10 protein-coding genes are annotated in these 15,509 nt (G+C 70.0%); 7 read left to right on the top strand and 3 right to left on the bottom strand.

The genetic code is table 11. The features are described from left to right. The first annotated feature begins 116 nt into the window (after positions 1–116). Positions 117–944: an inositol monophosphatase family protein gene (locus tag QRN27_RS13875; protein ID WP_285042729.1), complete on the top strand. Its 828-nt coding sequence runs from the start codon at positions 117–119 to the stop codon at positions 942–944. 318 nt (positions 945–1,262) lie between these two features. Further along, on the top strand, positions 1,263–2,417 hold the full coding sequence (locus tag QRN27_RS13870; RefSeq protein ID WP_285042728.1) for a M23 family metallopeptidase: 1,155 nt from the start codon (positions 1,263–1,265) through the stop codon (positions 2,415–2,417). 358 nt (positions 2,418–2,775) lie between these two features. Here QRN27_RS13870 and rfbB read toward each other — a convergent pair whose 3' ends face one another. Next, positions 2,776–3,774 carry a dTDP-glucose 4,6-dehydratase gene (rfbB, locus tag QRN27_RS13865; RefSeq protein ID WP_285042727.1) on the bottom strand — a complete coding sequence of 333 codons (999 nt, stop codon included), beginning with the start codon at positions 3,772–3,774 and terminating at the stop codon, positions 2,776–2,778. 82 nt (positions 3,775–3,856) lie between these two features. Continuing rightward, a complete protein-coding gene (gene poxB / locus QRN27_RS13860; protein ID WP_285042726.1) occupies positions 3,857–5,593 on the bottom strand; it encodes a ubiquinone-dependent pyruvate dehydrogenase in 1,737 nt (578 codons plus the stop codon). 244 nt (positions 5,594–5,837) lie between these two features. On the opposite strand from poxB, the gene QRN27_RS13855 reads away from it, so the two are divergent. The 4 genes from QRN27_RS13855 to treZ all read left to right on the top strand — a co-directional run bounded on the left by QRN27_RS13855 (position 5,838) and on the right by treZ (position 13,195). After that, positions 5,838–6,899 carry a serine/threonine-protein kinase gene (locus tag QRN27_RS13855; protein WP_285042725.1) on the top strand — a complete coding sequence of 354 codons (1,062 nt, stop codon included), beginning with the start codon at positions 5,838–5,840 and terminating at the stop codon, positions 6,897–6,899. Between the two features lie 103 nt (positions 6,900–7,002). Then, the gene (gene glgX / locus QRN27_RS13850; RefSeq protein ID WP_285042724.1) at positions 7,003–9,051 is read left to right on the top strand and encodes a glycogen debranching protein GlgX; all 2,049 of its coding nucleotides are present in this window, start codon (positions 7,003–7,005) and stop codon (positions 9,049–9,051) included. After that, positions 9,048–11,420, top strand: coding sequence for a malto-oligosyltrehalose synthase (gene treY / locus QRN27_RS13845; protein ID WP_285042723.1), 2,373 nt, complete (start codon positions 9,048–9,050; stop codon positions 11,418–11,420). The genes glgX and treY overlap by 4 nt, the downstream gene beginning before the upstream one ends. Beyond that, the gene (treZ, locus tag QRN27_RS13840) at positions 11,417–13,195 is read left to right on the top strand and encodes a malto-oligosyltrehalose trehalohydrolase (protein WP_285042722.1); all 1,779 of its coding nucleotides are present in this window, start codon (positions 11,417–11,419) and stop codon (positions 13,193–13,195) included. Before treY ends, treZ begins: the two co-directional genes overlap by 4 nt. A 61-nt stretch (positions 13,196–13,256) precedes the next feature. On the opposite strand, the gene QRN27_RS13835 is transcribed toward treZ, so the two are convergent. After that, complete coding sequence (locus tag QRN27_RS13835) at positions 13,257–15,020, bottom strand: glycoside hydrolase family 13 protein (protein WP_285042721.1); 1,764 nt, start codon at positions 15,018–15,020, stop codon at positions 13,257–13,259. Between the two features lie 107 nt (positions 15,021–15,127). Here QRN27_RS13835 and QRN27_RS13830 point away from each other — a divergent pair, with 107 nt between their 5' ends. Then, positions 15,128–15,505: a PGPGW domain-containing protein gene (locus QRN27_RS13830; protein ID WP_056014019.1), complete on the top strand. Its 378-nt coding sequence runs from the start codon at positions 15,128–15,130 to the stop codon at positions 15,503–15,505. Positions 15,506–15,509 lie beyond the last annotated feature (4 nt).

Here is a 15,509-nt window from a genome sequence, read left to right as displayed (position 1 = left end):
CTCGGGCACTTCGACAGGCTCAGCGACCGGGCGAAGTGTGGCCGGATCAGTTCGGTCCCTGAGCTTGTCGAAGGGTGCCCACGCCTCGACGACCAGGCCGGCCATAGGGTGGTGGGGTGACCGGCCACGAAGAGCTCCTCAAGATTGCCACCGACATCGCCACCGACGCGGGGGAGTTGATCCTGCGCCGACGACGCGAGGGCGTCGAGATCGCTGCGAGCAAGTCCTCGATCGAGGACGTCGTCACGCGAGCCGACCGCGAGTCCGAACAGTTCATCCGCGATCGACTCCTCGCGGCCCGGCCCGACGACGGCTTCCTCGGTGAGGAGACCGGCGCGGAAGGCGGCTCGACCGGCACCTCCGGCCTCACCTGGGTGGTCGACCCCATCGACGGCACCGTCAACTACCTCTACGACATCCCCGCCTACGCCGTGAGCATCGGGGTCGTCGAGGGCGAACCCGATCCTGCCACCTGGACCACGCTCGCCGGTGCCGTGGTGAACCCGGTGCTGGGTGAGACCTACACCGCCGCCCGTGGATCGGGATCGCACCTCAACGGCCGCACCCTCGAAGTCAACCGAGGTGTCGCTCCGAACGTCGCCCTGCTCGGCACCGGCTTCTCGTACACCGCGTCACGGAGGATGGAGCAGGCCGCGGTCCTCGGCGCCCTGCTCGGTACGTTCCGCGACGTCCGCCGGATCGGTTCCGCGGCCCTCGACCTCTGCAGTGTGGCGTCCGGCCGCCTGGACGCCTACTACGAGAGCGGACTGAAGCCCTGGGATCAGGTCGCCGGGGCGCTCATCGCGGCAGAAGCGGGCGCGACGGTCGCCGGGTTCGACGGCGCCCCCGCCACCACGAAGCTCATCATGGCCGCAGACGCACCCCTGCTCGACGTCCTCGAGCGCTTGCTCGTCGAGCAGGGCTTCGCCTCGTCCATCGGCTGAAGCGTCGGCCCGGCGCCGACGGACGCCCCGAAACGCTCCGGTGGCGACTCGTTCATAAGAGAACTCTCATATGGCCTCTGACCAGGGTTTTCCACAAGAAAACCGAGCACTGCCATGGCTTTTTCAGGCTCCCGTTGCTAGCATTTATCTATTCGTTACGTCCGCGTTCCCCCGCGTGGACGGACTTCACGCCCTATCTGCTAGCCCCATTGAAAGGCCCCCGCCCCCTTGTCACGCCATGCAAGCCCTGAGGACACCCCTGTGCTTCCCGACCCTCAGGACCCGCAGAACACGTCCGCCGAGCGAGACACTGCACCCGTGCAGACGCCTCCCCTCAGCCGTCGTGAACTCCGCGAACGTGAGCGTCAGGCGGCGGCAGCCCTCGAGCAGCAGGAGTCCGTGCTGCAAGACCCGACCCACGAGGCCAACGTCACAGAGCCCGAGGCCGCTCCTGCCGTCGACCCGGTCGACGAGATGATCGCCGAGGCGATCGACGCGGTCCACACCTCCGACGTCGCCGACCTCGCGCCGGCCGAGACCGAGTCGCTCATCGCCGAGCCGAGCCTCGCCCCCGACACGACGACGCCGACGTCCTCGGTGCCCGTCGACACCGACATCCCCCTCGCGGCCTCGCGTCCGCGCCGGTCGGCCCGGACAGCCTCCGCTCCCGCGTCGACGACGAAGCCCCGCAACACAAGCCGTCCGGCGTCCGCGCCCGCCGCTCCTCGCCCCTCGGGCATCGCCCGCAAGCGCCGCATCACCACCAAGATCTTCGCCGGTGCCGCGATGGGGTTCGTCGCCCTCATGGCCGTCGCGACCTCCGTCCCGGCCAACGCGCTCCTCACCGCAGAGGACGTCGCGACGTCGGTGGCCGAGGCCTCCCAGGCCGAGCTCGGCGACGGCAACGGACTCAGCAACCAGGCCTCCCAGTCGCTCGACAGCGAAGGCTCGGCGGAACTGACCTTCACCCGCGACGACTACACGACGAGCACCGTCGAAGAAGCCGCCGCCGCGATGGGCATCCGCCCCGCCAACACCTTCACCAACAACCCGAACGGCACCATCCAGTGGCCGTTCGCGGTCGGTGTCACCATCGGCGACCGCTTCGGTGCTCGCGACTGCGCAGGCTGCTCCAGCGACCACCACGGCCAGGACTTCAACCCCGGCAACGGTGCACCGATCCAGGTCATCGCCGACGGCGTCGTCCGTCACGTCGAAGACGGCGAAGGCTCGCTCGGCGTCAACGTCATCGTCGACCACACCATCAACGGCCGCCTCGTCTCCAGCGTCTACGCGCACATGCAGCACGGTTCCGTGCGGGTCACCGAAGGGCAGGCCATCAAGGTCGGCACCATCCTCGGCCTCACCGGCTCCACCGGCATGTCCACCGGGCCGCACCTCCACTTCGAGATCCGACTCGACGGCGTCACCTGGGTCGACCCGCTCGAGTGGTTGTACGCCAACGTCAACTGACGACGCGGATCCCGCCACACGTCGAACGCCTCGCCCGATACCGGGCGGGGCGTTCGTGTTTCTGCCGACAGGAGGTGGCCGGAGCGCCCTTCGACAAGCTCAGGGACCGGGGAGGCGCGGCGCGGGGACGGGGCCCTTCGACAAGCTCAGGGACCGGGGAGGCGCGGCGCGGGGGATGGCGCCCTTCGACAGGCTCAGGGACCGAGCGGGGCGTGGGGTGCCGGGGCTCGGTCGGCTCCACGGACCAGGGGCCCTTCGACAGGCTCAGAGACCGGGGGAGGCCAGGTCAGGGGTCCGGACCTGCACGACGAAGGCCCGCCGGCTGATGCCGGCGGGCCTTCGTTCGTGACGGGGAGGGTTACTGACCCTGCTCCTGGTACTTCGCCTCGGTGGCGGCCTTCTGCGGCTTCCACCAGGACTCGTTGTCGCGGTACCAGGCGATCGTGTCGGCGAGGCCGGCCTCGAAGTCGCTGAAGGCCGGGGTCCAGCCGAGTTCGGTGCGCAGCTTCGAGGAGTCGATCGCGTAACGGAGGTCGTGGCCCGGGCGGTCGTTCACGTGGTCGTAGGCGTCGGCCGGCTGACCCAGCTGCGTGAGGATGAGCTCCACGACGTCCTTGTTGTTCTTCTCACCGTCGGCACCGATGAGGTACGTCTCGCCGATGACACCCTTGTCGAGGATGGTGAGGACGGCGGAGGAGTGGTCGTTCGCGTGGATCCAGTCGCGGACGTTCTCGCCGGTGCCGTACAGCTTCGGACGCTCGCCACTGAGGACGTTCGTGATCTGACGCGGGATGAACTTCTCCACGTGCTGGTACGGACCGTAGTTGTTGGAGCAGTTCGAGATGGTCGCCTTGACACCGAAGGAGCGCACCCACGCGCGGACGAGGAGGTCGCTGCCGGCCTTCGTCGACGAGTACGGGCTCGACGGGTTGTACGGGGTCTGCTCCGTGAACCGCTCCGGGTCGTCGAGCTCGAGGTCGCCGTAGACCTCGTCCGTCGAGATGTGGTGGAACCGGGTCCCGTGCTTCCGGGCGGCCTCGAGCAGCGTGTACGTGCCGATGATGTTGGTGTCGAGGAACGGGCGGGGGTCGTGCAACGAGTTGTCGTTGTGCGACTCGGCCGCGTAGTGCACGACGGCGTCATGGCGAGCGAAGAGCTCGTCGACGAGCGTCGCGTCCTGGATGTCGCCGACGACCAGCTCGAAGCGATCGGCCGGGAGGCCGTCGAGCGAGGCGCGGTTGCCCGCGTAGGTCATCTTGTCGAGGACGGTCACCGAGTGATCGGTGTTGTTCAGGACGTGGTGGACGAAGTTCGAGCCGATGAATCCGGCGCCGCCGGTAACGAGAAGTCTGGACACGAGAACCGAGTCTACCCGGCGGTCTCTGGAAGCCGGGGGAGAATCCTGCTCCGGAGCCGGCCGGTGTCCGCCCCGCCGCGGCTCAGTGTCCGGGCAGGATCCGGCGCAGCAGGTTCGTGTTCGCGAGGTCGAGCAGTTCGTCGCCCCGACCCGACATGACCGTGCGGAGCGCGTACAGCGTGAACCCCTTCATCTGCTCCGCCGTGATCGTCGGCGGGATCGACAGCTCCTGCCGCGCCGTCACGACGTCGACGAGCGCCGGGCCGTCGTGCTCGAAGGCGCGCCGGATGGCACCCTCCAAGTCGCTCGCCCGCTCCACGCGTTCTCCGTGGATGCCCATCGCCTCGGCGACGCGGGCGAAGTCGGGGTTCTGGAGGTCCGTGCCGTAGTTCACGAAACCCGCCGCCTTCATCTCCAGCTCGACGAAGTTCAGCGAGGAGTTGTTGACGACGACGACCTTGACCGGGAGCCGGTTCTGCGTGAGCGAGATGAGCTCGCCGAGCAGCATCGTGAGGCCGCCGTCTCCGGCGAGCGCGACGATCTGCCTGCCAGGCTGCGAGGCCTGGGCGCCGAGGCCCTGCGAGACCGCGTTCGCCATGCTGCCGTGGCTGAAGGAGCCGATCAGCCGGCGTCGCCCGTTCATGGTGAGGTACCGCGACGCCCAGACGACGGGCGAACCGACGTCGGGGATGAACACGGCGTCGTCGGTGGCCAGCTCGTCGATGACCTTCGCGAGGTACTGCGGGTGGATGGCCTGGCGGTCGTGGTCGGCGGTCGCGAGTTCGTCGAGGCCCTTCCGGGAGCTGCGGTAGTGCTTCAGCGCCTCGTCGAGGTGCTTGCGGTGCGTCTTGCGTTCGAGCTTCGGCAGGAGGGCGTCGAGGGTGTCGCGGACGGTGCCGACGAGCGGAAGGTCGACGGGGTGCCGTCGGCCGATCTGTTCGCCCCGGATGTCCACTTGGATGACGGTCGCGTCCTCCGGGAAGAACTGGGGGTAGGGGAAGTCGGTACCGAGCATCAGGAGCACGTCGCACGACAGCATGGCGTGGTAACCGCTGGCGAAGCCGAGGAGTCCGGTCATGCCGACGTCGAAGGGGTTGTCGTACTCGACGTGCTCCTTGCCCCGGAGCGCGTGCACGATGGGGGCGCCGAGGGCGTCCGCGGTCGCGATGAGCTGCTCGTGGGCGCCCTTGACGCCCGCGCCGGCGAGGATCGTGACGCGCTTGCCGGCGTTCAGGAGACGGGCCGCCTCATCGAGTTCGTGGGCGGCGGGCAGGATGCGCGGCTGCGTCGCGCGGATCGCCGAGACGTGCTCGGAGACCGCGTGCTTCAGCATGACGTCGCCCGGCACGACGACGACGGCGACCCCGCGACGTTCGACCGCCGTGCGCATCGCGATCTCGAGGACCCGGGGCAGCTGCTCGGGCATGGAGACGAGCTCGACGTAGACGCTGCACTCACGGAACAACTCCTGCGGGTGTGTCTCCTGGAAGTAGGTGGTGCCGATCTCGGAGCTCGGGATGTGCGCGGCGATCGCGAGCACCGGGACGCGCGATCGGTTCGCGTCGAACAACCCGTTGATGAGGTGCAGGTTGCCGGGTCCGCAGCTGGCGGCGACGACGGCGAGTTCCCCCGTCAGCTCGGCCTCGGCCGCCGCGGCGAACGCGGCCGCCTCCTCGTGGCGCACGTGCACCCACTCGATCGTTCCGCCGGTCCGGAGGGCGTCCGTGAACCCGTTCAACGAGTCGCCGGGTAGTCCGTACACACGCTGCACCCCGCTGGCCTCAAGGGTGGCGACGACGGTTTCGGCGACAGTGGACATGGGTGCTCCTCGCAGCTGGCGGCTCTCGGTCCGGGGTTCCCGGTGCTTCCATGCTCCTCGGGTGGTCCGAGCGTCACAAGGGAGTGACTCGGCCTTGCAGAGCCCTACCAGGTGCGGTAACGCTTCTCAACACTCCGGCGACAATCCACCTGAACGACGAACGCCTTGTAGCGTGGATCTTGGAACAGCCTGCCGACGACGCGGTGGCGCGGCCAACATCGACTGCACCGTGAAAGGGGCGGCCGTGAGCGACTCCCTGCACCGACCGCCGGCACACGCGGGATCGGTGACCGATCCCGCCGCCATGTTCACCGAGCACAGCGAGACGGTCGTCTCCGGTGTGAGCCTGTCCAACGGCCGCTACAGCATCGGCGAGCAGCTCGGCTCCGGCGGTTCCGCGAACGTCTACCGGGCGCGCGACGAGCTCCTGTCACGCCCGGTGGCGGTGAAGCTCTTCCGCGACGAGGCGGCGACCGCGAACGACCGACTCCGCCAGGAGCGCGAGATCCGCCTGCTCGGCGAACTGCGCCACCCGGGTCTCGTCGAGCTGTACGACTCCGGATCCGTCGTCCATCGTGGCGTCGAGCACCGCTTCCTGGTGATGGAGTACATCCCGGGCGCCACCCTCACCGACAAGCTGCAGGCGGGCCCGATGCTGCCGCGGGACGCCGCCGCGCTCGGCGCGCAGGTGGCCGACGCGCTGTCCTTCATCCACACGCGTTCGATCGTCCACCGCGACATCAAGCCCGACAACATGTTGTTCAGCGACATCGCCGCCTTCGGGCACGCGAACCTCGTGAAGCTGTCCGACTTCGGGATCGCCCATTTCATCGGCGGCTCCCGCCTGACGAACACGGAGGCGATCTCCGGGACGGCGAACTACCTCTCGCCCGAGCAGGCGCTCGGTGACACGGTCAGCACGGAGACGGACATCTACTCGCTCGGCCTCGTGCTGCTCGAGGCGATCACGGGCCGCCGGGAGTTCGACGGCGGGCTCGTCGAGTCCGCGATCGCCCGGTTGCACCGTGATCCCGTGATCCCGCCCGAGCTGCCGGCCGCCTGGCACCCGCTCCTGCGTTCGATGACGGCCCGTCGCCCGGAGGACCGCCCAGCAGCCCACGAGGTCGCCTCGACCCTGCGCGAGATCTGGTCTGAATCCCGTGTCCGGCGCGTCCGACGCGTGCGCGCACGCCTCGGGCTCGTGACCGAGCGGGGCGTCGACCCGCGGATCGCCCTGCTCCTCGCCGGCGCGACGGCCGCTGCCGGTCTCGCCATCGGCGTGGCCATCGGCATCTTCGCGTTCTGACCCCATCAGCACGCGCTTTACCATGTTTCCCGTGCTTCCGGGGAAGTCAGCCGGCCGGTGTACGGTCTGATCAACGATCGATTCCTTCGAGTGAAAGGGCGCCATGACGCTCTCGACCCCCTATCCGCTCGGCGTCACCCTCCGGGGCGATGGTGCGAACGTCGCCATCTACTCCGAGACCGCCGACTCCGTCACCGTGTGCCTGTTCCCCGAGGGCGGTGAGGAGCAGCAGACCCGCCTCGAACGACGGACCGGTCACGTGTTCCACGGCCTCGTCGAGGGCCTCGTGCCCGGCACGCGCTACGGCGTCCGGGTCGACGGCCCGTGGGACCCGGCCAACGGACTCCGGCACAACCCGGCGAAGGTGCTGCTCGACCCGCACGCGACGGCGATCACCGGGCGCTACGACCTCGGCCAGGCGCAGTTCAGCCATCGTCTGGACGCCCCCGAGTCGATGGACGACACCGACTCGGCCGGCCACGTCGCCCTCGGCGTCGTCACCGACCCGTCGTCCTTCGACTGGGATGCCGACGGCGCGGACGTCGCGCCACGGATCCCGCTCGCCGAGACGATCGTGTACGAGGTGCACGTCAAGGGCTTCACGAAGCAGCTCGCCGAGGTGCCCGAGGAGATCCGCGGCACCTACGCCGGTCTCGCGCACCCGGCCGCCCTCCGGTACCTCACCGACCTCGGCGTGACCGCGGTCGAACTGCTCCCCGTGCACCAGTTCGTGCAGGACAGCCACCTCGAGGAGAAGGGCCTCCGCAACTACTGGGGCTACAACTCCATCGGCTTCTTCGCCCCGCACGGCGAGTACGCGGCCGCGGGCGACACCGGCGGTCAGGTCGACGAGTTCAAGGCGATGGTGAAGGCGATGCACGCCGCCGGCCTCGAGGTCATCCTCGACGTCGTGTACAACCACACCGCCGAGGGCAACCACATGGGCCCGACGCTCTCGTTCAAGGGCATCGACAACGCCGCGTACTACCGCCTCGTCGACGAGGACCGCGAGCACTACTTCGACACCACCGGCACCGGCAACAGCGTCAACGTCGGCCACCCGGCGGCGCTCGGCCTCATCATGGACTCGCTCCGCTACTGGGTGACCGAGATGCACGTCGACGGCTTCCGCTTCGACCTCGCGACGACCCTCACCCGGCAGGACGGCTCCGCCGAGATCCACAGCGCCTTCCTCTCGCTCATCGAGCAGGACCCGGTGCTCGCACCGATCAAGATGATCGCGGAGCCGTGGGACACCGCGGGGTACCAGGTCGGCGGGTTCCCGGCGAGCTGGTCGGAGTGGAACGGGAAGTTCCGCGACGACGTCCGCGACTTCTGGAACGGCGCCGACAGCGTGCTCGGCACCATGTCGCAGCGCGTCCTCGGCAGCCCGGACGTCTACGAGGCGTCACGTCGGTCGCCGCTGTCGAGCGTCAACTTCGTCACCGCGCACGACGGCTTCACCCTGGCTGACCTCACGGCGTACTCCGTCAAGCACAACGCGGCCAATGGCGAGGACAACAACGACGGCGAGAGCGACAACCGCTCGAGCAACAACGGCGCCGAGGGCCCCACCGAGGACCCCGCGGTCAACGCGCGCCGCAACCGTCAGCGACGCAACTTCCTCGCGACCGTGCTGCTCTCGGCCGGTGTGCCGATGATCCTCGGCGGCGACGAGATCGCCCGTACCCAGGGCGGGAACAACAACGCCTACTGCCAGGACAACGAGGTGTCCTGGTTCGACTGGGAGAACGCCGACCAGGAGCTCCTCGCCTTCACCAAGCGGATGATCGCGCTGCGCACGGCCGAGCCGGCCCTCCGACCGGACTGGTTCCGTCAGGGTCCCGGCTCGAAGGCGGACGACCGCGTGTTCATCACTCGGTCCGACGACGAACCCTTCTCCGAGGACGACTGGGAGAACCCCGACGCCCGCTCGATCACCTTCGTGTTCCGGCACGCCGGGTCGGCGTCGTTCGCGCTCCTGCTGAACGCGGCCGAGAACGGCGTCGAGTTCACCCTGCCGAAGGCTCCCGGCCAGCCGTGGACCCTCGTCGAGTCGAGCGACCCCGAGCAGATGCTCGCCGAAGGGTCGACGACGGTGATCGTGCAGGGCACGTCCTTCACCCTGCTGCGATCGGGGGTCACGTCATGACCACCGTGCCCGTCTCCACCTACCGGCTCCAGCTGACCGCCGACTTCCGCCTGCAGGACGCAGCCGACCTCGTCGACTACATCCGCACGCTCGGAGCGGACTGGGTGTACCTCTCGCCCATCCTCCGTGCCGAGCCCGGATCGACGCACGGGTACGACGTCGTCGACCACACCACGGTCGACCCCGAGCGTGGCGGAGCCGAGGGGCTCACGGCGCTCGCCGAAGCCGCGCACGCCGCAGGGCTCGGCGTGCTCATCGACACGGTCCCGAACCACATGGGGGTCGCGACGCCGGTCGAGAACGCCTGGTGGTGGGATCTGCTCAAGCGCGGCCGCGAGGCCGAGCACGCCGCCGCCTTCGACGTCGACTGGGAGGCCGGAGCCGGCAGGATCCGCATCCCGATCCTCGGTGACGACGAGGGTGATCACAGCGCCCTCGACGACCTCACGATCGAGGACGGCGAACTGCGGTACTTCGACAACCGCCTGCCCATCGCTCCCGGCACGGCGGACGACGGCGCCACGCCGCGCGAGGTTCACGACCGTCAGCACTACGAGCTCGTCAACTGGCGTCGGGCGGACGCGGAGCTCAACTACCGTCGCTTCTTCGCCGTGAACACGCTTGCGGCGATCCGCGTCGAGGACCCCGCGGTGTTCGACGGGTCGCACGTCGAGATCGGCCGCTGGTTCGACGAGCAGATCGCCGACGGCATCCGCGTGGACCACCCGGACGGCCTGCTGGATCCGGGTGCCTACCTCGACCGCCTGTCCGACCGCATCGGCGGGGCGCCGATCTGGGTCGAGAAGATCCTCGAGGGCGAAGAGGACCTCCCGGCCGAATGGGCGACGCTCGGCACGACCGGGTACGACGCGCTCGGCGACGTCGACCGGGTCCTCGTCGACCCCGCCGGCCTCCCGGCCCTCGCGCAGCTCGCCGGGGTGGAACTCACACGCGACGCGTGGGACGAGCTCGTCCACACCACCAAGCGCGGCATCGCGGACGGCATCCTCGGTTCCGAGGTCCGGCGGCTCGCCCGGCTCGTCCCCGAGGTCGACGAGGCCGTCGACGCGCTGGCCGAGATCCTGACGGCGTTCCCGGTCTACCGCTCGTACCTGCCGCTCGGCGACGAGTACCTGGACGCCGCGCTGGAGACCGCCGAGACCCGCCGCCCGGAGCTCGCCGAGGCGTTCGCCGCCCTCGCGCCGCGGCTCCGGAACCCGGCCGACCCACTGGCGGCACGCTTCCAGCAGACCTCCGGCATGGTCATGGCCAAGGGCGTCGAGGACACCGCGTTCTACCGGTACACCGCGCTCACCTCGCTGACCGAGGTCGGTGGCGACCCCGCGGAGACCGACATCAGCGTGGCCGAGTTCCACCACCGTCAGGCCCGGCGGCAGGCGGAGTGGCCGTCGTCGATGACGACGCTCAGCACCCACGACACGAAGCGTAGCGAGGACGTCCGCGCCCGCATCGACGCGCTGAGCGAAGTGGCGGACCGATGGGCCGAGCACGCCGTCGCCCTGCACACGAGCAACGGCTTCCCCGACCGACAGCTCGAACAGCTCGTCTGGCAGGCCGCCGTCGGCGCCTGGCCGATCGAACGCGAGCGCCTGCACGCCTACGTGGAGAAGGCGGCCCGCGAGGCCGGCGACTCGACCACGTGGACCGCGCCGGACGAGGCCTTCGAGGTCGCCCTGCGCGCTGCGGTCGACGGGCTCTACGACAGCCGTCGTGCGAACGCGGCGCTGCTCGACGCCGTCGCGGACGTCGAAGCGGCCGGTTGGACCAACAGCCTGGTGGCGAAGGCCGTGCAGCTCACGATGCCGGGCGTGCCCGACGTCTACCAGGGCAGCGAACTCTGGGACCGGTCCCTCGTCGACCCCGACAACCGCCGACCCGTCGACTACGCCGAGCGCCGCGAGCTCCTGGCGAGGCTCGACGACGGGTGGCTCCCGCCCGTCGCCGCCGACGGCGCCGCGAAGCTCCTCGTCACCTCACGGCTCCTCCGGCTGCGCCGGAGCCACCCCGAGCGGTACACGGAGTACACGGCGCTCGCCGCGGAAGGTGCGGCCTCCGAGCACGTCCTCGCCTTCTCCCGCGGTGGTGTGCTGACGGTCGCGACCCGGCTGTCCCTCCGTCTCGCCGAGCGCGGCGGGTGGAAGAACACCAACGTCGAGCTTCCGGAGGGACGCTACGTCGAGGTGCTGACGGGCCGCGAGGTCTCGGGTGGACCGGTCTCCGTCGCAGCGCTCCTCGAGCAGTACCCGGTCGCCGTCCTCACCATCGCCGACGGCGACGAGCACGCCCAGCCGACCGACGACCAGTCGTCGGCCACCGCCACGTCTGGAGACGAGGAGTCATCGCGATGACGAGTACGACCACCAGCCCCGCCGACGGCTTCCGGGTCTGGGCACCGATCGCCGAGCGCGTCGAGTTGGTGCTCGGCGACGAGCGCTTCCCGATGAGCCGCGACGCGGTGGCGGAGGGATGGTGGGTCGCGCTCGACGGCGACGCCCCGCGCGCCGCGGTCGTCGACACCGACTACGGCTACGTCCTGGACGGCGACGGCCCGATCGCCGACCCGCGGTCGCGTCGTCAGCCGGACGGCGTCCACGGCCTGTCCCGCGTCGTCGCATCCGACCCCGCTCCCTCCGACGGCACGGGCTGGCGGGGACGACCGCTCATCGGTGCGGTGCTGTACGAACTCCACATCGGAACGTTCACCGAAGCGGCCACCTTCGACGGCGCGATCGAGCGGCTCGACGACCTCGTCGAACTCGGGGTCGACGCGGTCGAAGTGCTCCCCGTCAACGCCTTCAACGGCGTCTGGAACTGGGGCTACGACGGCGTGTTCTGGTCGGCCGTCCACGAGGCCTACGGCGGACCAGAAGGCTATCGGCGCTTCGTCCGGGCCTGCCACGAGCGTGGACTCGCCGTCATCCAGGACGTCGTCTACAACCACCTCGGTCCGTCCGGCAACGTCCTACCCCGCTTCGGTCCGTATCTCGCCGACGGCGCCGGCAACACCTGGGGCGACAGCGTCAACCTCGACGGCCCCGACTCGGACGAGGTGCGCCGGTACATCATCGACAGCGCCCTCATGTGGTTCGAGGAGTACGGTGTCGACGGCCTGCGGCTCGACGCCGTCCACGCCCTGCACGACACCCGTGCGGTCCACCTCCTGGAGGAACTCGATGCGGCCGTCGACGCGCTCGCTGCGGATCTGGACCGGCCGCTCACGCTGATCGCCGAGTCGGACCTCAACGACCCGAGACTCATCACCCCGCGCGGTCCGGGCGGCTCCGGCGGCTACGGGCTGGACGCCCAGTGGAGCGACGACTTCCACCACGCTCTTCACGTCGCCCTCACCGGCGAAGTCTCCGGGTACTACGCCGACTTCGCGCCGCTCGGTGCGCTCGGCAAGGTCATGGAGGAGGGGTTCTTCCACAACGGGACCTGGTCGAGCTTCCGGAAGCGGCACCACGGCCGACGGATCGACCTCGAGCGGACGCCGAGCTGGCGCCTCGTCGTCTCCGACCAGAACCACGACCAGATCGGCAACCGTGCCGTCGGGGACCGGTTGGCCGCGAGCCTCGACGACGGTCAGCTGGCGATCGCCGCCGCCCTCACCCTGCTGGGGCCGTTCACGCCGATGTTGTTCATGGGCGAGGAGTGGGCGGCGTCGACCCCGTGGCAGTTCTTCACCTCCCACCCCGAGCCGGAGCTCGGTGAGGCGACGGCGAAGGGTCGCATCGCCGAGTTCGCCCGCATGGGGTGGAACGAGGCCGACGTGCCCGACCCGCAGGACCCGGAGACGTACCGGCGGTCGATCCTCGACTGGTCCGAGCGGTCCCAGGGACGCCATGCGCGGCTCCTGACCTGGTACCGGCGCCTGATCGAGCTGCGGCGCACCGTGCCCGCGTTCACCGATCCGGCGTTCGCCGACACCACGGCGGTCGCCGACGAGTCGACCAATTCGTTCGTGCTGCGTCGTGGCTCGGCCACGCTGGCGGTGAACTTCGGGACGGTAGCCGTGGAGTTGCCGCTGCGGGTCGATGATCTGCTCGACAGCTTCGGCGAGGTCGTCACCTCGGACGGTTCCATCCGTCTCGGCGCGCACTCGGTCGCGATCCTCCACCACTGAGCCGGATCCGCTCCTCGTGTGCCGTCGCCGCGGCGCACGAGGAGCGTGCAGGGCTGGACCCTTACGGCGTCGTGAACCAGACCGTCGTGTCGCCGTGGATCGTGGTGCCGTCGAACGGGCCGCTCGCGACGAGGACGGACGACTCCGCGAGTGACGACGGGACCGGCACGTCGTCCGCGCCGGTGTTCGCGACGACCGTCACCGTGCCGTTGGTGAGCGCGAGGATGCTCTCCGGAGCGCCCTCGACCCAGGCGATCGACCCGAGGCCCAGCCCGTGCTCGCGCCGCAGGCGGAGGAGCGTGCGGTAGAGCTCGAGCGTCGATCCGGGGATGCCGGCCTGGGCGTCGCGCGAGTAGTCGTTCCAGTCGTCGGGCTGCGGCAGCCAGGAGGCTCCCGTCGTGTTGAAGCCGTACGCGGGGTGGCCTGCCTCCCACGGGATCGGCACGCGGCAGCCGTCGCGCCCGTAGCGCTCGTGGTTCGTGCGGAACCAGGTGGGGTCCTGGCGGGCGTCGTCAGGGAGGTCGATGACCTCCGGAAGGCCCAGTTCCTCGCCCTGGTAGAGGTAGGCACCACCGGGGAGACTCAGCATGAGCGCCGTCGCGGCGCGAGCACGCTGCAGGCCGAGTGCGCGGTCCGGCTTGCCGGGGGTGTTCGGTCCGACGCCGTAGCCCTGCGGGTTCTCCTCCGTGAGTGCGAGGCGCGAGGCGTGGCGGACGACGTCGTGGTTCGACAGCACCCAGGTGCTCGGTGCGCCGACCTGGGCGAAGGCCCGCAGCGACTCCGAGACGACCGTCTTGAGTGCCGCAGCGTTCCAGGGCGTTTCGAGGTACGGGAAGTTGAACGCCTGCTGCATCTCGTCGGGTCGCACCCAGAGCGCCATCTTGTCGAGCGGGTCGACCCAGGCCTCGGCGCAGAGGACGCGGTCACCCTCGTACGTCGCGAGCAACTCGTGCCAGTCGCGGTAGATCTCGTGCACGCCGTCCTGGCCCCAGTACGGTGCGGTCTCGGGCCACGACTCCGGCCCGGTGCCGGCGGCCTCGAGCGACGCGTCCACGGAGGCGCCGCCCATGCTGCCACCCTCGGCGGGCGGGGTGTAGTCGGGCAGCCCGTCGGCCTTGATCATGCCGTGCGCCACATCGACGCGGAACCCGTCGACACCGCGGTCGAGCCAGAAGCGCAGGACCCCGCGGAACTGCTCGCGCACCCACGGGTTCGTCCAGTCGAAGTCCGGCTGCGAGGAGTCGAAGATGTGGAGGTACCACTGACCGGGGGTGCCGTCCGCCTCGACGACGCGCGTCCAGGCCGGCCCGCCGAAGACGGACTCCCAGTTGTTCGGGGCCTGCTCCCCGTGTTCGCCCTTGCCGTCGCGGAACATGTAGCGGGCGCGTTCCTCGGACCCCGGTCCGGCCGCGAGCGCCTCCTGGAACCAGCGGTGTGCGGTCGAGGAGTGGTTGGGGACGAGGTCGACGATGACCCGGATACCCGCGCTGTGGGCCGCGGCGGTCATCGCGTCGAAATCGGCGAGGGTGCCGAAGATGGGGTCGACGTCGCAGTAGTCGGCGACGTCGTAGCCGGCGTCCTTCTGCGGACTCGTCATGAAGGGGGACAGCCAGATGGCGTCGACTCCCAGTTCCTGCAGCGCGCCGAGGCGGGAGGTGATGCCGGGCAGGTCGCCGAGGCCGTCACCGTTCGCATCGGCGAAGGAGCGGGGGTAGATCTGGTAGATGACGGCGGAACGCCACCACTCCGATCCGGGGGTGGAGCCTCCTGCGGGGGAGGCGTGCTGAGCTGCGGTCGCCGACGAGGTCGGGAGGGCGGAGTCCATGTCGCTACCCTAGGCCATCGCCGAGTCCTCGCGCCGCGCGTCGACCGGGGCCCGATTCGCACCGGATTCCCGGTGTCGGCCCGTCAGGTGCTGCCTAGAGTGGGGACATGACGACGGAATCGGACAGCACCGCCCGCAGCACGGCCAAGCGCGTCGGAGCGCAGGCGGGGCGGGTCGCAGGTTCGGCGGCCCGGACCACCCGCGGGATCATCCGCCGGAACCCGACGGCGAACCGTGTCTACCGCGCAGGTGTCGGGGTCGTCGGCGGTGGCACGGTCGCCCTCGGCGTCGCGCTCATCCCGCTGCCCGGCCCGGGGGCACTCATCGCCGTCGGCGGGCTCGCCGTCCTCGCCTCCGAGTTCGACGGCGCCAAGCGGGCCAGCACGAAGGCGAACGCCGCCGCCAAGAAGGGTGTCGCCGTGGCGAAGGACCTCCGGGCGAAGCGCCAGGCCAAGAACGCTGCGAAGGCCGCACCACAGCCCTGACGAG

The organism is Plantibacter sp. LMC-P-059a, from assembly GCF_030209505.1.
Lineage (GTDB): Bacteria > Actinomycetota > Actinomycetes > Actinomycetales > Microbacteriaceae > Plantibacter.
This window is presented reverse-complemented; position numbering and strand designations above follow the sequence as displayed.

Coding starts and splice junctions, on each gene's coding strand:
- treY (WP_285042723.1), top strand. CDS start 9,048: ATGACCACCGTGCCCGTCTCCACCTACCGGCTCCAGCTGACCGCCGAC.
- QRN27_RS13835 (WP_285042721.1), bottom strand. CDS start 15,020: ATGGACTCCGCCCTCCCGACCTCGTCGGCGACCGCAGCTCAGCACGCC.
- glgX (WP_285042724.1), top strand. CDS start 7,003: ATGACGCTCTCGACCCCCTATCCGCTCGGCGTCACCCTCCGGGGCGAT.
- QRN27_RS13830 (WP_056014019.1), top strand. CDS start 15,128: ATGACGACGGAATCGGACAGCACCGCCCGCAGCACGGCCAAGCGCGTC.
- poxB (WP_285042726.1), bottom strand. CDS start 5,593: ATGTCCACTGTCGCCGAAACCGTCGTCGCCACCCTTGAGGCCAGCGGG.
- treZ (WP_285042722.1), top strand. CDS start 11,417: ATGACGAGTACGACCACCAGCCCCGCCGACGGCTTCCGGGTCTGGGCA.